The 17,306-nt window shown below is 65.9% G+C and carries 16 protein-coding genes and 1 riboswitch; of the genes, 11 read left to right on the top strand and 5 right to left on the bottom strand.

Annotated elements, in window-relative coordinates; translation table 11 throughout:
• Window positions 1–3: 3 nt before the first annotated feature.
• The 3 genes from metF to metK form a co-directional block, all read right to left on the bottom strand.
• Complete coding sequence (gene metF / locus F618_RS0100080) at window positions 4–858, bottom strand: methylenetetrahydrofolate reductase [NAD(P)H] (protein ID WP_019567445.1); 855 nt, start codon at window positions 856–858, stop codon at window positions 4–6.
• Between the two features lie 95 nt (window positions 859–953).
• Window positions 954–2,366 carry an adenosylhomocysteinase gene (gene ahcY, locus F618_RS0100075; RefSeq protein ID WP_018937383.1) on the bottom strand — a complete coding sequence of 471 codons (1,413 nt, stop codon included), beginning with the start codon at window positions 2,364–2,366 and terminating at the stop codon, window positions 954–956.
• Between the two features lie 19 nt (window positions 2,367–2,385).
• Window positions 2,386–2,466: riboswitch (S-adenosyl-L-homocysteine riboswitch) on the bottom strand.
• Between the two features lie 32 nt (window positions 2,467–2,498).
• Complete coding sequence (gene metK, locus F618_RS0100070) at window positions 2,499–3,671, bottom strand: methionine adenosyltransferase (RefSeq protein ID WP_018145137.1); 1,173 nt, start codon at window positions 3,669–3,671, stop codon at window positions 2,499–2,501.
• 406 nt (window positions 3,672–4,077) lie between these two features.
• Between metK and tkt the strand changes: the two genes are divergently transcribed.
• From tkt to F618_RS0100040, 6 genes are all read left to right on the top strand, one after another.
• The gene (tkt, locus tag F618_RS0100065) at window positions 4,078–6,078 is read left to right on the top strand and encodes a transketolase (protein WP_026287884.1); all 2,001 of its coding nucleotides are present in this window, start codon (window positions 4,078–4,080) and stop codon (window positions 6,076–6,078) included.
• Window positions 6,079–6,119: 41 nt separating this feature from the next.
• A complete protein-coding gene (gap, locus tag F618_RS0100060; RefSeq protein ID WP_018145139.1) occupies window positions 6,120–7,118 on the top strand; it encodes a type I glyceraldehyde-3-phosphate dehydrogenase in 999 nt (332 codons plus the stop codon).
• Window positions 7,119–7,247: 129 nt separating this feature from the next.
• A complete protein-coding gene (locus F618_RS0100055; protein ID WP_018951005.1) occupies window positions 7,248–8,426 on the top strand; it encodes a phosphoglycerate kinase in 1,179 nt (392 codons plus the stop codon).
• Window positions 8,427–8,463: 37 nt separating this feature from the next.
• Complete coding sequence (gene pyk, locus F618_RS0100050; RefSeq protein ID WP_018145141.1) at window positions 8,464–9,894, top strand: pyruvate kinase; 1,431 nt, start codon at window positions 8,464–8,466, stop codon at window positions 9,892–9,894.
• Window positions 9,895–9,972: 78 nt separating this feature from the next.
• Entirely contained in the window at window positions 9,973–11,037 is a 1,065-nt protein-coding gene (fba, locus tag F618_RS0100045) for a class II fructose-bisphosphate aldolase (protein WP_018145142.1), read from the top strand.
• Between the two features lie 131 nt (window positions 11,038–11,168).
• A complete protein-coding gene (locus F618_RS0100040) occupies window positions 11,169–11,948 on the top strand; it encodes a lipid-binding SYLF domain-containing protein (protein WP_019567443.1) in 780 nt (259 codons plus the stop codon).
• Here F618_RS0100040 and bioD read toward each other — a convergent pair.
• Window positions 11,888–12,607 carry a dethiobiotin synthase gene (gene bioD / locus F618_RS0100035; protein WP_019567442.1) on the bottom strand — a complete coding sequence of 240 codons (720 nt, stop codon included), beginning with the start codon at window positions 12,605–12,607 and terminating at the stop codon, window positions 11,888–11,890. The two genes, F618_RS0100040 and bioD, sit on opposite strands and share 61 nt — an antisense overlap.
• Entirely contained in the window at window positions 12,604–13,500 is an 897-nt protein-coding gene (locus F618_RS0100030) for a phosphoribosylaminoimidazolesuccinocarboxamide synthase (protein ID WP_026331095.1), read from the bottom strand. Before F618_RS0100030 ends, bioD begins: the two co-directional genes overlap by 4 nt.
• A gap of 289 nt (window positions 13,501–13,789) precedes the next feature.
• Here F618_RS0100030 and purE point away from each other — a divergent pair, with 289 nt between their 5' ends.
• From purE to F618_RS14645, 5 genes are all read left to right on the top strand, one after another.
• Window positions 13,790–14,299 carry a 5-(carboxyamino)imidazole ribonucleotide mutase gene (gene purE / locus F618_RS0100025; protein ID WP_018145146.1) on the top strand — a complete coding sequence of 170 codons (510 nt, stop codon included), beginning with the start codon at window positions 13,790–13,792 and terminating at the stop codon, window positions 14,297–14,299.
• Window positions 14,296–15,477 carry a 5-(carboxyamino)imidazole ribonucleotide synthase gene (locus F618_RS0100020; protein ID WP_018937375.1) on the top strand — a complete coding sequence of 394 codons (1,182 nt, stop codon included), beginning with the start codon at window positions 14,296–14,298 and terminating at the stop codon, window positions 15,475–15,477. The genes purE and F618_RS0100020 overlap by 4 nt, the downstream gene beginning before the upstream one ends.
• Window positions 15,474–16,091 carry a class I SAM-dependent methyltransferase gene (locus tag F618_RS0100015; RefSeq protein WP_018937374.1) on the top strand — a complete coding sequence of 206 codons (618 nt, stop codon included), beginning with the start codon at window positions 15,474–15,476 and terminating at the stop codon, window positions 16,089–16,091. The genes F618_RS0100020 and F618_RS0100015 overlap by 4 nt, the downstream gene beginning before the upstream one ends.
• 2 nt (window positions 16,092–16,093) lie before the next feature.
• On the top strand, window positions 16,094–16,759 hold the full coding sequence (locus tag F618_RS0100010; protein WP_018145149.1) for an energy-coupling factor ABC transporter permease: 666 nt from the start codon (window positions 16,094–16,096) through the stop codon (window positions 16,757–16,759).
• 361 nt (window positions 16,760–17,120) lie between these two features.
• Window positions 17,121–17,306 (top strand): helix-turn-helix domain-containing protein (locus tag F618_RS14645; protein ID WP_019567440.1); only part of this gene is annotated, 186 nt, incomplete at its 3' end.

Below are 17,306 nucleotides of genomic sequence, written 5' to 3'. Positions count from 1 at the left end.
CGTCTACTTCCGGTTGTCGAGGTCCAGGGCCTTCCAGATCTGTTCGGTCGGTCCGGCCTGGTTCATCGAATAGAAGTGGATTCCAGGCGCGCCGTTATCGAGCAGGTCGTCGGTCAGACGCGTGGCGACCTCGATCCCGAATTTGCGGATCGATTCCTTGTCGTCGCCATAGGCCTCCATCCGCTTGCGGATGTAGCGCGGGATCTCGGCGCCGCACATCTCGGAGAAGCGCACGATCTGGGTGTAGTTGGTGATCGGCATGATCCCGGCAATGATCGGGATTGTGATGCCCATCTTCTCTACCCGTTCCATGAAGGCCACGTAGGCGTCCGGATTGTAGAAGTACTGGGTGATCGCGGCGTCGGCGCCAGCATCCACCTTGGTCTTGAAGTTCTCCAGGTCCTTCTCGGCATTCGGTGCCTGCGGATGGAACTCCGGATAGGCCGCGACCTCGATCTTGAACTGGTCGCCGAACTCGGCGCGGACGAACTCCACCAGCTCGGAGGCATAACGGAAATCACCGCCGGAATGCTTGGTGCCGGACGGCAGGTCGCCGCGCAGCGCCACAATGCGCTTGACCCCGGAATCGCGGTAGGTCGACAGCAGGTCCCGCAGCTCGTCCTTGGTCGACGAAATGCAGGAGACATGCGGGGCGGCGGGGATGCCATCGTGGTCGATGATGTCCCGGACCGTCTCCAGGGTGCGGTCGCGGGTGGATCCCCCGGCGCCGAAGGTGACGGAATAGAACTCGGGATTCAGTGCGCCCAGACGCTTGCGGGCCTTGGCCAGGCGTTCGGCTCCGGCCTCGTCCTTGGGCGGGAAAAATTCAACGCTGTAGACGCGTTCTTGTGCAGACATGTTTGTCCTCCAGACAAAAAGAAGGCGGACCGCACGAACATGCGGCCCGCCTCGGCGTTCACATTACCAACGAATTGAAATGTGAGGCTGGCCGATCAGTAGCGGTAGTGTTCCGGCTTGAACGGCCCATCCGCCGACATACCCAGGTACTTCGCCTGATCGTCGGTAAGACGGGTCAGGTTGGCGCCCAGCTTGAACAGGTGCAGCTGTGCGACCTTCTCGTCCAGGTGCTTCGGCAGCACGAAGACGTTCTTGTCGTACTGGTCACCCTTGGTCCACAGCTCGATCTGAGCCAGGGTCTGGTTGGTGAAGGAGTTGGACATCACGAAGCTCGGATGGCCGGTACCGCAGCCCAGGTTCACCAGGCGGCCTTCGGCCAGCATGATGATCCGGTTGCCATTCGGCAGGATGATGTGGTCAACCTGCGGCTTGATGTTCTCCCACTCGTACTTGCGCATCGCGGCCACGGCGATCTCGGAGTCGAAGTGACCGATGTTGCAGACGATGGCCTGGTTCTTCATGCGGGTCATGTGATCTTCGGTGATCACGTCCTTGTTACCGGTCGCGGTGACAAAGATCTCGGCCTTGTCGGCCGCGTCTTCCATCGTGACGACGCGGAAACCTTCCATCGCGGCCTGCAGGGCGCAGATCGGGTCGATTTCGGTGATCCACACGGTGGCACCGAGGCCGGCCAGCGACTGGGCGGCACCCTTGCCGACGTCACCGTAGCCGCAGACCACGGCGATCTTGCCGGCGATCATGACGTCGGTGGCGCGCTTGATGGAGTCCACGGTGGACTCGCGGCAGCCGTACAGGTTGTCGAACTTGGACTTGGTGACCGAGTCATTGACGTTGATCGCCGGGAAGGCCAGTTCGCCGTCTTTCGCCATCTGGTACAGGCGATGCACACCGGTGGTGGTCTCTTCGGTCACGCCCTTGATCTTGGCGAGCTGCTCGGAGTACCAGGTCGGCTGCTTGGCCAGGCGATCCTTGATCGAGGCAAACAGGGCGACTTCTTCTTCGTTCTCCGGGTTGGAGATGACCGACTGGTCCTTCTCGGCCTTGGCGCCGATGTGCAGGAGCAGCGTGGCGTCACCGCCATCGTCCAGGATCATGTTGGCGCCGCCGTCGAATTCGAAGATGCGGTGGCAGTAGTCCCAGTACTCTTCCAGGGTCTCGCCCTTCACGGCGAAGACCGGGGTGCCGGCGTCGGCAATCGCGGCCGCGGCGTGGTCCTGGGTGGAGTAGATGTTGCAGGAGGCCCAGCGCACGTCTGCACCCAGGGCTTCCAGGGTCTGGATCAGCACCGCGGTCTGGATGGTCATGTGCAGGGAGCCGGCAATCTTGGCGCCCTTCAGCGGCTTGGAGGCCGCGTACTCTTCGCGAGTCTGGACCAGACCGGGCATTTCGGTCTCGGCAATCGCAATTTCCTTGCGGCCGAATTCGGCAAGGTTAATGTCCTTGACGACGTAATCGGTGGTCTTTTTGTCGTTCATCACAGCATTCATGGATCAACTTCTCCGTTTATCTGGATGAGCGCCGTGTTCATGTTTCAGGGTGCATCCGGCTGAGCCTGACGGTAAAACCGCTGCAGCGCTCCTCAGCCGGATGGGTATTTCTTTCAAGAAATGTCGGGGCTCTTAGAGGCCCGCCATCTTCTTAAGTTCCTCGGCCTTGTCGGTACGCTCCCAGGGGAGGTCGACATCTTCGCGGCCGAAGTGACCGTAGGCGGCAGTCGCCTTGTAGATCGGACGCAGCAGATCCATCATCTGGATCAGGCCCCACGGGCGCAGATCAAACACTTCGCGCACAAAGCCTTCGATCTTGCGATCGTCCAGCTTGCCGGTGCCGAAGGTGTCGATCGTGATCGAGGTCGGCTCGGCCACGCCGATGGCGTAGGAGACCTGGATCTCGCACTTCTCGGCCAGGCCGGCGGCAACGATGTTCTTGGCCACATAGCGACCGGCGTAGGCTGCGGAACGGTCCACCTTGGACGGGTCCTTGCCGGAGAACGCGCCACCACCGTGACGGGCCATGCCGCCGTAGGTGTCGACGATGATCTTGCGGCCGGTCAGGCCAGCGTCGCCCACCGGGCCGCCAATCTCGAACTTGCCGGTCGGGTTGATGTGGAGCTTGTCGTCGGCGACCTGGCTCAGCCATTCAGCCGGCAGGACCTTCTTGAAGATCTCTTCGTAGATCGCTTCCTTCAGGTCCTTCTGCGAGATGTCCGGGCTGTGCTGGGTCGACAGGACCACGGCGTCCAGGCCGGCCGGCTTGCCATTTTCATAGCGCAGGGAGACCTGGCTCTTGGCGTCCGGACGCAGCCACGGCAGCTTGCCGCTCTTCATCAGTTCGGACTGGATGCGCACCATCTTGTGGGCGTAGAAGATCGGGGCGGGCATCAGGGTGTCGGTCTCGCGGGCGGCGTAGCCGAACATCAGGCCCTGGTCGCCAGCGCCCTGGGTGGCGCGGTCGGAGACGTCGCGGTCCACACCCATGGCGATGTCCTGGGACTGCTCGCCCAGCACGTTAAGCACGGCACAGGTCTTGCCGTCGAAGCCGACGTCGGAATCGTTGTAGCCGATCTCGACGACGGTGTCGCGCACCAGGCGCTCGTAGTCGATCTGCGCGCCAGTGGTGATTTCGCCCAGCAGCATGACCATGCCGGTCTTGGTGGCGGTCTCGCAGGCGATGCGTGCATGCGGGTCCTGCTCGATGATGGCGTCGACGATGGTGTCGGACACCAGGTCAGCCATTTTGTCGGGGTGACCGGCAGAGACAGATTCCGAAGTAAAGATATAGTCGTTGGACATTAAGCGTTCCTTTTGGGGTCGTTTCGATTTAGTTTTGCGCAAAACGACCTCTAGTGTAACGCGACTCGCAGGATTTTTCTAAGCCCCTCCCCCGCGACAGTCAGGGCATCGGTGTCCCGGCCGGCGGCGAGGGCGCAGCGTGGCGCGGTTTGGGGCCGACTTGCCCCGGTGCCCGAAAGTGGCCAAAATGCACCGCCTTTGATGGGGAGTGCTGCCCGCCGCGCGTTCGCGTGGCCGAGTAAGGGCCCGCTCCCGCAGGCTGCTCGGGCCACCGCCGTGCGCTGGCGCGCCGGCCGGTACTGGTGAGCCCTCGTTCGGTCGACTCGTCCGGGTCTGCCGCCGCTGGCGCCTCGCGCCGCCGCCCGCCATCAGCCGAACCCAATACTACTTAGAGCAGGAGATCAGCATGCCGACCCGTAGAGAGCTTGCAAACGCCATCCGCGCCCTTTCGATGGACGCAGTTCAGAAGGCCAATTCCGGTCACCCGGGAGCGCCGATGGGGATGGCGGACATCGCCGAGGTGCTGTGGAACGACTACATGCAGCACAACCCGGCGAACCCGAGCTGGCCGGATCGCGACCGCTTCGTGATGTCCAACGGTCACGGCTCCATGCTGGTCTACTCGCTGCTGCATCTGAGCGGCTACGACCTGCCGATGGACGAGATCAAGCAGTTCCGTCAGCTGCACTCCAAGACCCCGGGCCACCCGGAATACGGCTACACCGCCGGTGTCGAAACCACCACCGGTCCGCTCGGCCAGGGTATCTCCAACGCGGTCGGCATGGCGCTGGCCGAGAAGATGATGGCCGCCCACTTCAACCAGCCCGGTCACGACATCGTCGACCACAACACCTACGCCTTCCTTGGCGACGGCTGCATGATGGAAGGGATCTCCCACGAGACCTGTGCGCTGGCCGGCACCCTGGGTCTGGGCAAGCTGGTCGCGTTCTGGGATGACAACGGCATCTCCATCGACGGCGAAGTCGAGGGCTGGTTCACCGACGATACCCCGGCCCGTTTCGAGGCCTATGGCTGGCATGTCGTGCGCGGCGTGGATGGCCACGACGCCAACGCGGTCAAGGCCGCGATCGAAGAGGCACGCCAGAACAGCGACAAGCCGAGCCTGATCTGCTGCAAGACCGTGATCGGCTTCGGTTCCCCGAACAAGTGCGGCAAGGAAGAGTGCCACGGCGCCGCCCTGGGCGACGACGAGGTCGCCCTGACCCGCAAGGAACTGGGCTGGGAGCACGGCCCGTTCGAGATCCCGGGCGACATCTACGAGGGCTGGAGCGCGAAGGACAAGGGTGCCAAGGCCGAGACCGAGTGGAAGGAACGCTTCGCCGCCTACAAGGCCGCCCATCCGGAACTGGCCGCCGAGTTCGAGCGCCGGATTGCCGGTGATCTGCCGGCTGACTGGAGCGAGAAGGCCAACGCCTATATCAAGCAGACCATCGAGAAGGCCGAAAAGGTCGCCTCGCGCAAGGCCTCGCAGAACGCGATCGCCGGCATGGCCCCGGCCGTTCCGGAACTGCTGGGCGGTTCCGCCGACCTGGCCGGCTCCAACCTGACCATGTATGGCGGGTCCAAGGGCGTCACCCGTGACGACGCCGCCGGCAACTACGTGTTCTACGGCGTGCGCGAGTTCGGCATGGCCGCAATCATGAACGGCATCGCCCTGCACGGCGGGTTCATCCCGTACGGCGGTACCTTCCTGATCTTCTCCGACTATGCCCGCAACGGCATCCGCATGTCCGCGCTGATGAAGCAGCGCGTGATGTACGTGCTGACCCACGATTCCATCGGTCTCGGCGAAGACGGCCCGACCCACCAGCCCATCGAGCAGACTCCGAGCCTGCGTCTGATCCCGAACCTGAACGTCTGGCGCCCCTGCGACGCGGTCGAGACCGCCGTCGCCTGGAAGGCCGGCATCGAGCGTACCGACGGCCCGTCCGCGTTCATCCTGTCGCGTCAGGGCCTGCCGCACATGGAGCGTGACGGCGAGCAGCTCGCCAACATCGCCCGCGGCGGTTACGTGCTGAAGGATTGCGACGGCACCCCGGACCTGATCTTCATCGCCACCGGTTCCGAGATTGAACTGGCCGTGCAGGCCGCCGACGTGCTGAGCGGCGAGGGCAAGAAGGTCCGCGTGGTCTCCATGCCCTGTGTCGAGCTGTTCGACCAGCAGGATCCGGCCTACCGCGAAGCCGTGCTGCCGAAGGCCGTGCGCGCCCGTGTCGCCATCGAGGCCGGCGCGACCACGACCTGGCACAAGTTCACCGGCCTCGACGGCGCGGTGTTTGGCCTGGATCGCTTCGGCGAATCCGCCCCCGGTGGTGCCCTGCTCGATTACTTCGGTTTCAAGCCGGAGAACGTCGCCCAGGTCGCACGTGACGTGATGAACGGCTGAGCCCGAATCGATTTCGCTTAAGCAATAAAGAGGAGACTCTCATGTCTATCAAGGTTGGTATCAACGGCTTCGGTCGTATCGGCCGCATGGCTTTCCGTGCCATCGCCAAGGATTTCCCGAACCTCCAGGTGGTCGGCATCAACGACCTGCTGGATCCGGAATACCTGGCCTACATGCTGCGTTATGACTCGGTCCATGGCCGCTTCGAAGGCGACGTCAGCGTCGACGGCAACGACCTGGTGGTCAATGGCAACCGCATCCGCCTGACCGCCGAAAAGGATCCGGCCGCGCTGAAGTGGGGCGATATCGACGCCGACATCGTGATCGAATCCACCGGTCTGTTCCTGACCGCCGAGACCGCCCAGAAGCATCTGGACGCCGGCGCCAAGAAGGTCGTGATGTCCGCGCCGTCCAAGGACGACACCCCGATGTTCGTCTTTGGCGTGAACCATGGTGAGTACGCCGGCCAGACCATGGTTTCCGCCGCCTCCTGCACCACCAACGCCCTGGCCCCGGTGGCCAAGGTGCTGAACGACAAGTTCGGCATCAAGCGTGGTTTGATGACCACCGTGCACGCCGCCACGGCGACCCAGAAGACCGTCGATGGCCCGTCCATGAAGGACTGGCGCGGGGGCCGCGGCATCCTGGAGAACATCATCCCGTCCTCCACCGGTGCCGCGAAGGCCGTGGGCAAGGTGCTGCCGGAACTGAACGGCAAGCTGACCGGCATGGCCTTCCGCGTGCCGACCTCCGACGTGTCGGTGGTCGACCTGACCGTGGAGCTCAACAGCGACGCCAACTACGACGACGTCTGCGCGGCCATGAAGAAGGCCTCCGAGGGCGAGCTGAAGGGCGTGCTGGGCTACACCGAAGACCTGGTGGTCTCCACCGACTTCCGTGGCTACACCGCCCCGTCCGTGTTTGACGCCGGTGCCGGCATCCAGCTGGACCCGACCTTCGTGAAGGTCGTCGCCTGGTACGACAACGAGTACGGCTACACCTGCAACATGCTGCGCATGGTGGAGCACGTCGCCAAGTAAGGCCGGATGGCCGGGCCCCTCGGGGTCCGGCCATTTGCATTGCCTGGGTCCAAGAGGCCTGGGGCCAGTCCCTGCGGGGGCTCGCCCGAAGCCTTTTCTCTTTCCAACCGTATTTCGAGAGGTACTCCCATGTCTGTCATCAAGATGACCGATCTCGACCTGCAGGGTCGCCGTGTGCTGGTGCGTCAGGATCTCAACGTCCCGGTGAAGGGCGGCAAGGTCACCTCGGACGCCCGTATCCGCGCGAGCCTCGAGACCGTGCAGAAGGCCCTGGACGCCGGCGCGGCCGTGATGCTGATGTCGCATCTGGGCCGCCCGACCGAGGGCGAGTTCTCCGAGGAGGACTCTCTGGCCCCGGTCGCCGAGCATATGGGTGGCCTGCTCGGGCGAGAAGTGCGCCTGGTGCGGGATTACCTCGACGGCGTGGATGCCAAGCCGGGCGAGGTGATCCTGCTCGAGAACGTGCGCTTCAACGCCGGCGAGAAGAAGGACGACGAGGCGCTGGCCAAGAAGTACGCTGCGCTGTGCGACGTGTTCGTGATGGACGCCTTCGGTACCGCCCACCGCGCCCAGGCCTCCACCCATGGCGTGGCCAAATTCGCCCCGCAGGCCTGCGCCGGCCCGTTGCTGGCCAAGGAGCTGGAGGCCCTGGGGCAGGCCCTGGAGACCCCGAAGCGCCCGCTGGTGGCGATCGTCGGTGGGTCCAAGGTCTCGACCAAGCTGACCGTGCTGGAGTCGCTGTCCAAGGTGGTCGATCAGCTGATCGTCGGTGGCGGCATCGCCAACACCTTTATCGCGGCCCAGGGCCATGGTGTCGGCAAGTCGCTGTACGAGGCGGATCTGGTCGAAGAGTCCAAGCGCCTGATGGAGGCCGCCCGCGCCAAGGGCGGCGAGATCCCGGTCCCGACCGACGTGACCGTGGGCAAGGAGTTTTCCGAATCCACCCCGGCCGAGACCAAGGCCGTGGACGCCGTTGCGGACGACGACATGATCTTCGATGTGGGCCCCGAGACCGCGGCCACCTATGCCGAGGCTCTGCGCAATGCCGGCACCATCGTCTGGAACGGCCCGGTGGGCGTGTTCGAGTTCGATCAGTTCGCCGGTGGCACCAAGGCCCTGGGCGAGGCGATCGCCGAGAGCAATGCGTTCTCCATCGCCGGGGGTGGCGACACCCTGGCCGCGATCGACAAGTACAACCTGGCGGATCGCATCAGCTACATCTCCACCGGCGGCGGCGCCTTCCTCGAGTTCCTCGAGGGCAAGACCCTGCCGGCCGTCGCCATCCTGGAAGAACGGGCCAAGGGCTGAGGCCCTTGTCCTTCCCCGCTGACGGAGACACGCGCGGATGAGACGTACCAAGATCGTAGCCACGCTGGGGCCGGCAACGGACAGCGACGAGGCCATGGAGGCCATCATCCGGGCCGGTGTGGATGTGGTCCGGTTGAACTTCTCGCATGGCGATCCGGATGACCACCGCCAGCGCCTGGCGCGGCTGCGGGCCGCCTCCGAGCGCGCCGGCCGTTGCGTTGGTGTCCTGGGCGACCTGCAGGGCCCCAAGATCCGCATCGACCGCTTCCAGCAGGGCAAGGTGCAGCTGGAAGAGGGCGCGCCCTTCGCGCTGGATGCCGAGCTGGATCGCGACGCGGGCGATGCCACCCAGGTCGGCCTGACCTACAAGGACCTCCCGGACGACGTGCGCACGGACGACATCCTGCTGCTGGATGACGGTCGTATCGTGCTCAAGGTCACGGCGGTCAATGGCAGCCGGATCGAGACCACCGTCGAGGTCGGTGGCGAGCTGTCCAACAACAAGGGCATCAACCGCCAGGGCGGCGGCCTGTCTGCGCCCGCGATTACGGACAAGGACCGCGACGATATCCGCCTGGCGGCCGAGCTGCAGGTGGACTACCTGGCCGTTTCGTTCCCGCGTTCCGCCCAGGACCTGCACCTGGCGCGGGGCCTGTTGAAGGATGCCGGCTGGGAGGCCGGGATCTGCGCCAAGATCGAGCGCTCCGAGGCCCTGGAGGTGATCGACGAGATCATCGCCGCCTCGGAGGTCATCATGATCGCCCGCGGCGATCTGGGCGTGGAGATCGGTGACGCCGAGCTCCCGGGGGTGCAGAAGACCCTGATCACGCGCGCGCGCAGCCTCAATCGTCTGGTCATCACCGCGACCCAGATGATGGAGACCATGATCCAGAACCCCATCCCGACCCGCGCCGAGGTGTTCGACGTGGCCAACGCGGTGCTGGACGGCACGGATGCGGTGATGCTCTCCGGCGAGACCGCGACCGGGCGTTATCCTGCGCGCGTGGTCACCAGCATGGACCGGATCTGCGAGGCCGCCGAGCGCCAGCGCGCCGCACGTCAGTCGGACCATCGCATGGATTCGACCTTCGGCCGGGTCGACGAGGCCATCGCGATGGCCACCATGTATACCGCCAACCATCTCGATGTCTCCGCGATCGCCGCGCTGACCGAGTCCGGGTCCACGGCGCTGTGGATGTCGCGCATCAGCTCGGGCATCCCGATCTACGCGCTCACCCAGCACGAATCCACCAGCCGCCGCATGACGCTTTATCGCGGCGTCTATCCGGTGACCCTGAAGCCGATCCCCGAGAGCCACGAAAGCGTGAACCGTGAGGCGGTGAACTTGCTCAAGGCCGAGGGCGTCGTGCAGGATGGCGAGTTGGTCATCATTACCAAGGGCGACCTGCAGGGCGAGCATGGCGGCACCAACGCCATGAAGATCGTGCGCGTCGGCGAACTGGCCTGAACCGCGCACCGCCCGCAGTCGCCAACCAGATAATCGACTTTTTCACTACCTCAGTCCGAATCCCGTAAGGAGGAATCCATGGCTCTAATCTCACTTCGCCAGCTTCTGGACCATGCCGCCGAACATGGCTATGGCATGCCGGCGTACAACGCCAACAACATGGAACAGGTCCATTCGATCATGGAAGCGGCCGCTGCGGTCGACTCCCCGGTGATCATTCAGGCCTCCGCCGGTGCCCGCAAGTACGCCGGCGAGCCCTTCCTGCGCCACAACATCATCGCCGCCATCGAGCAGTACCCGGACATCCCGGTTGTGCTGCACCAGGATCACGGCTCCGAGCCGGCAGTCTGCCTGCGCTCCATCCAGTCCGGCTTCAGCTCGGTGATGATGGACGGCTCCCTGATGCCTGACATGAAGACCCCGGCCTCGTACGACTACAACCGTGACGTGACCGCCAAGGTCTCCGAGATCGCTCACGCCTGTGGCGTGTCCGTGGAAGGCGAGCTGGGTTGCCTGGGCTCCCTGGAAACCGGCATGGCCGGCGAGGAAGACGGTTCCGGCGCCGAGGGCCAGCTGTCCCACGACCAGCTGCTGACCGACCCGGACGAGGCCGCCGACTTCGTGAAGAACACCAAGTGCGACGCCCTGGCGATCGCCATCGGTACCTCCCACGGCGCCTACAAGTTCACCCGTCCGCCGACCGGTGACATCCTGGCCATCCAGCGCGTGAAGGAGATCCACGCCCGCATCCCGGATACCCATCTGGTCATGCACGGCTCCTCCTCCGTTCCGCAGGAGTGGCTGCAGATCATCAACAAGTACGGCGGCGACATGGGCGAGACCTACGGCGTGCCGGTCGAAGAGATCCAGGAAGGCATCAAGCACGGCGTGCGCAAGGTCAACATCGACACCGACCTGCGCATGGCCTCCACCGGTGCGGTGCGCAAGTTCCTGGCCGAGAACCCGAAGGAATTCGATCCGCGCAAGTTCCTGAAGGCCTCGACTGCCGCGATGAAGGACCTCTGCCAGGCCCGTTACGAGGCCTTCGGTTGCGCCGGCATGGCGTCCAAAATCAAGCCGATCTCCCTGGACGACATGGTCAAGCGCTACCTGTCCGGCGAGCTGGATCCCAAGGTCAACTGATCCTGCGGATTGCAGCACGAAAAAGGGGGCTTCGGCCCCCTTTTTTTGTGCCATGATGAATGTATTCGTTAGGGAGACGCCGACGCATTCGCGCGGCCGCGTCTCCCTTGGCCTTTCTGGAGGTTTCCACGATGCAACGACTGATCCTTTTCTGCCTGACGACGCTGGTGTTTGCCACCATGGTGGGGAGCGCTCACGCGAACCCGTTCAGCCGCGAGATCGATCCGCAGGACATCATCGATCGCGCCCAGGCGACGGTGGAGAACATGGCGACCCACCCCGAGTACGAGTCCCTTAAAGAGGACCTGCGCGACGCCCGCGGCGTAGTGATCTTCCCGCGCGTGGCTCGCGGGGCCTTCCTGATCGGAGGCTCCGGCGGCATCGGCGTGTTCCTGGCCTGGGACGACGAGCGCGGCGATTATTCGCCGGTGGCGTTCTACTCCCTCGGTTCGGTCAGTTTCGGCATGCAGTTCGGTGGTGATGCCGCCGAGGTGGTGATGGTCGCGCGCACCCAGGATGCGGTGGACTCGATGTTCGGATCCGCCATCCGCCTGGGGGGCGATGCCTCGGTGGCTGCCGGTCCGGTGGGTGCGGGCCGTAGCGCCACCCCGACGGCCGACTTCCTGTCCTACTCGCGGGCGCGGGGTGCCTACCTGGGCATGAGCTTGTCCGGCTCGCGCATGACCGTGCGCGACGACTTCAACGAGGCGTACTACGGCGAGTCCCAGCGCCCGGTGCATATCATCGAGACCCGCCGCGTCGACCGCGAGGGAACCCGTGCCCTGCGCGAGACCCTGGCCGGGTTCCGGGTTGACGAAGAGGAAGCCCCTGCGGCCTCCGAGTCCCGCGGTCAGGAGCGCGAGTCCTCCGGCGGCGTGCGCCCGGACAACTTCGAGGTGGAGAGCTTCTGAGCCAGCGCCGCGCGGGTGATGCCTTCCGCTGACTCGATGATCGGGGCGCTCGTGCGTGAACGCAGCGCGGCGGCATTGTCGAGGCGCGGGTCGGCATCCACCCGGCGCCGGTTCAGTACGATCCCGGCCAGTTGCAGGCCGCGTCGTTCCAGGGCCTCCAGGGTCAGCAGGCAGGTGTTCAGTGTGCCCAGCCGGTCCTCGGCCACCAGCAGGACCGGTAGCCCGAGGGCCGCGGCGAGGTCCGCGTTCAGGCCATCCGCGCAGAGCGGCGAGTAGAAGCCCCCCGCACCCTCCACCAGCCGCGGGCCCGTGCCGTCGGCTGCGCAGGCCGCGGCCAGCTCCGCGATCGTCAGGCGCACGCCCTGGTTCGCGGCGGCCTGGTCCGGGGCGATGGCATCGGGGAAGCGCCAGGGCGTGACCTGCTCGATGGCGGCGTCCGGAAGGCCCGCCGCGTGGGTCAGGTTCATCCCGTCCTCGGGCCGCAGCCCATCCGGGCCCGGCGGGCAGCCGGATTCCACCGGCTTGCGTGGTTGCGGCGGCAGCCCACGATTCCGCCAGAGTTCCAGCAGCGCGCAGCTGACGAAGGTTTTGCCGACGCCGGTGTCGGTGCCGGTGACGAACAGGCCCTGCGGGGGCGCTCCTGTCTGTGTCGGGCTCATGCGTCGCGGGTCAGGCGCTCCAGGGCCTCGCGATAGCGCGCCGCGGTCTGTTCCACCACTTCCGTGGGCAGCTTGGGGCCGGGCGGCTGCTTGTCCCAGTCCAGGGTCTCCAGGTAGTCGCGTACGTATTGCTTGTCGAAGGACTCGGGGCTGGTGCCTGGCGCGTAGCGGTCGGCGGGCCAGAAGCGCGAGGAGTCCGGGGTCAGGACCTCGTCGATCAGATGCAGGGTGCCGGCCGCATCGACGCCGAACTCGAACTTGGTGTCGGCGATGATGATGCCGCGCTCGGCCGCGTAGTCGCGCGCCATCGCGTAGATCGAGAGTGCCGCGTCGCGCACCTGCCGCGCCCGGTCCTCGCCGATGGTCGCCACGACGGCATCAAAGTCGATATTGGCGTCGTGGTCGCCGACGTCGGCCTTGGTGCTGGGGGTGAAGATCGCCTCGGGGAGCTTCGAGGCGAGCTCCAGGCCGGCCGGGAGCGGGATGCCGCAGACCGCGCCGCTGGCCTGGTAGTCCTTCCAGCCAGAGCCGATCAGGTAGCCGCGTACCACCGCCTCCACCGGCAGGGCTTCGAGCCGGCGGATCACCAGGCTGCGTCCTTCCAGCGGGGCGCGAACGGCCGGGTCCGGGATCACCTGTTCCAGCGGGATATCGGTCAGCTGGTTGGAAATGCCCAGCTCGCGCTCCACCTTGTGCATCCAGAACTGCGTGATCTCCGTTAGCACTCGGCCCTTCTCGGGCACGGCCGTGGGCAGGATCACGTCAAAGGCGGACAGGCGGTCGGTGGTGACCATCAGCCAGTGGTCGGCGTCCACCGCATAGAGATCGCGCACCTTGCCGCGATGCACGAGTTCCAGGTCGGGGAGGTGGCTTTCAAGCAGGGTGTCAGTCATGCCGCGATTCTACCGGGCGCGGGCCTTGCGCACCACGAAGCGGACGAAGCCACGAAGAAAAGCGATCCACAAGGAGACGCGACGATCGGCAGCAAGCGCATGGGCGCGTCGCGCCTTATCCACCGGCCATTCACGCCCCCGCTTCGCTCTCACCAGTAAGGCCTTCCGGCCTCTGCGTCTCCCTGTGGGTCGCCCTTGACCGGCCTTTTCTTCGTGCCTTGGTGGGCTTCGTGGTGCGCATGGCTTGTCGGGTGGGGCCGGGGTCGCTATCGTTCGGGCCATGACTGAGATGGCAGGCAATTCGGCGGCGCCTCGCGTGGGCGTCGTGATGGGGAGCACCTCCGACTGGGCGACCATGGAGCGGGCGGTGGATGTGCTGGACGAACTCGGGGTCCCGTTCGAGGCCCGGGTGGTGTCGGCTCACCGAACACCGGATCTCCTGTTCGAGTACGCCGAGCAGGCACGCGAGCGTGGTCTACAGGCGATCATCGCCGGGGCCGGGGGGGCGGCGCACCTGCCGGGGATGCTGGCATCCAAGACGCCGGTACCGGTGCTCGGGGTGCCGGTTGCCTCGCGCCACCTGAAGGGGCAGGACTCGCTGCTGTCCATCGTGCAGATGCCGCGCGGCATCCCCGTGGCGACCTTCGCGATCGGCGAGGCGGGCGCGGCCAACGCCGCCTTGTTCGCCGCCGCGATGCTGGCGAACCACGATCCCGATCTGCGTGAGCGTCTGGATGCCTTTCGTCAGTCCCAAAGTCAGGCCGTGCTGGGGCAGACCCTGCCACCGGACCCGTCATGATCCAGCCCCCTGCGACCCTCGGGCTGCTCGGTGGCGGGCAGCTCGGCCGCTATTTCGTGGAGGCCGCACAGGGCATGGGCTATCCCGTATGGGTCCTGGACCCGGACCCGGCCAGCCCGGCCGGGCGAGTGGCGGCGCGCCACCTGTGCCAGGCCTTCGACGACCCCGATGCGCTGCAGGCCCTGGCCGGGGCCTGCGCGGTCATTACCACCGAGTTCGAGAACATCCCGCGCCCGGCCGTGGAGTGGCTGGATGCGCATGCCTGTCTGCGCCCGGGGCCGCGCGCCCTGAGCATTGCCCAGGATCGCCTGGAGGAGAAGGCCTTCCTCGGCGAGATCGGTGTGGCGGTAGCCCCCTGGCAGGCGGTCCTGGCCGGCCAGACGCCCGAAGTGCGAACGGACGCGGGAGGGCCGACGTTCCCCGCGATCCTGAAGACCGCGCGCCTGGGTTATGACGGCAAGGGCCAGGTCCGGCTGGCGCAGGCCGGCGAGTTGCCCGCGGCGCATGCCGAGCTGGGGCTGGTGGACTGCGTGCTGGAGGCCCAGGTCGAGCTGGAGCGCGAGCTCTCGGTGCTGGTGGCGCGAACCGCGGACGGCGCGAACGAGGCCTTTCCGGTGGCGGAAAACACCCATCACGAGGGCATCCTGCACCTGACGCGGGTGCCGGCGCGGGTCGGCGACGAGCCGCGCGAACGCGCCACGGCGATCGCGCGGCACATCGCCGAGCAGCTCGACTACCAGGGGATACTGGCGGTGGAGTTCTTCCTCACGGTGGAGGGTGAATTGCTGGTCAACGAGATCGCGCCGCGTCCGCACAACTCCGGGCACTACACCCAGGATGCCTGCACCGTCAGCCAGTTCGAGCAGCAGGTGCGCGCGGTCTGCGGGCTGGGGCTGGCCCCGGCGTTGCTGACCACGCCGGTGGCGATGGTCAACCTGCTGGGTGACCTGTGGCCCGCCGCAGGGGACCCCGACTGGCAGGGCGTGCTGGCTGCCGGCCGCGCGCGGCTGCATCTGTATGGCAAGGCCGAGGCCCGGTCCGGCCGCAAGATGGGGCACGTCAACGTGCTCGGTCTGCCGGGCGAGGATGACGCCGGCGCCGCGGCCTCCACCGCCGAGGCCCTGTGGCAGGGCCTGGCCGAGGCTGTGGAGCGGACTGCGGACGGAGGGGTGGCATGAAGGAGGACTTCCCCACGATCCAGGCGCGGCGTACCCGTCAGGCGGAGCTGAAGCGCGACCTGGAATTCGAGGACACGCTGGCCGGAGAACACCTGCGGTTCCGCACGACCTGGGGCCTGTTCTCGCCGCGCCGCATCGACGATGGCACGCGGATGTTGCTGGAGCGCATCGAGGTGGAGCCAACCGATGCCTGCCTGGATCTGGGCTGTGGATATGGCCCGATCGGCCTGACGCTGGCGCGCAAGGCGCCGCAGGGCCACTGCACGCTGGTGGACACCAACTTCCTGGCGGTGGAGTACAGCCGGCGTAACGCCGAGCTGAACGGCATCACCAATGTGGACTGCGTGACCAGTAACGGCTTCGCGCAGATCCGTGACCGGCGTTTCGACCTGGTCACCTCGAACCTGCCGGCCAAGGTGGGGCGCGAGATGCTCTACACCTACCTGCTGGACGCCCACGAGCAGATGAACCCGGATGGACGCATCTATGTCGTAACCATTACCGGGTTGCGGCGGTTCATCGAGAAGGGGTTCAAGGAAGTGTTCGGCAACTACGACAAGGTCAAGCAGGGCCGCGAGTACACTGTCGCGGCCGCGGTGCGCGAGCCCGATTGAGCATGGTCGAGGGGGCGGGCGAACTGCCGGTTGCGCTCCGGGTGCTGTCCGCCGTGCTGCTGGGTGGCGGCATGCTGGTGATGCTGCGGCGCATGCCCTGGGAAACCTTCTTCGTGCCCGGCCGCGCTCAGCTGTTCGTGATCGCCACGCTGTGCCTGCTGCTGATCTGGAGCCTGCGGGCGCAGGCCCTGGATGGGCTGGCCCTGCATTTTCTGGGCATGGCCACCGTGACCCTGATGTTCGGTTGGCAGCTGGCGATCCTGATGGTCTTCCTGGTAGTGGCGATCCTCGGCCTGTTCGGCGTGCTCCCGCTAGCCGCCTTCCCGTTGACGGTGCTGCTGGCGGGCATCCTGCCGGTCGCGGTCACCTGGGGGCTGCTGCGGCTGTCCGAGGCGCGTCTGCCCGCGCACATGTTCATCTACCTCTACGCGGTCGGTTTCCTCGGCGGGGCGCTTTCGGTGGTTGCCACCGTGCTGGCCTCGGCGGCGATCTACGGGTTGTTCACCGAGCTCGCCTGGGCAGATATCCATCGCGACTACCTGCGCTACCTGGCCCTGCTGGTGCTGCCCGAGGCGGTGATCAACGGGATCGTGATTACCGGCCTGGTCATGGTGCGTCCCGAGTGGCTGGCGACCTGGTCGGACGAGCGCTACATCCACGGACGCTAGGGAAACACTGATCAATGAACGCGTTCGCGTTGGTGCCCCAGGTTTTCCGAGACAAGGCGCGGCGCGCAGCCGGTAGTGGTTCTACCGGCAAGCGGCGCAACGCAGAATCGGGGAACCTGGGGTTCCAACCCCGCAAACGGTTGAAAGCAGGGGCTCGGCCGCTTTTGCGCGGGAACGGCGTTGCGGCTCCTTTGTGCAGAATGACTGCACGGCAGTCACCGCGCCTTGTTCGCACGCAAAAGCGACTCGAGCGCGAACGCGTTCATTGATCAGTGTTTCCCTAGTGTCCTTTAACAAAAGTTCATCGACTCCGTGACTGTCCCCCTGTATCCTGATAACAGGCACTCGGGAGGCGACCGGAATGGGACGACCGATCAAGACGTTGACGATCAGCGAAGCCGAACGCGACGAGCTCGAGAGCTGGCTGCGGCGGCGCCAGATGCCCGCGGCGGAACAACAGCGCGCGCGCATGATTCTGCTGAGCACGCGAGGCCTGAAGGCTTCGGAGATTGGCGCGCGGGTTGGCGTCTCGGCGGAGACGGTGAGC

This window comes from Thioalkalivibrio sp. ALMg13-2 (assembly GCF_000381185.1).
GTDB classification, from domain to species: Bacteria; Pseudomonadota; Gammaproteobacteria; order Ectothiorhodospirales; family Ectothiorhodospiraceae; genus Thioalkalivibrio; species Thioalkalivibrio versutus.
Note: the sequence above shows the minus strand (reverse complement) of the source record. Positions and strands in the feature narration are given on the sequence as shown.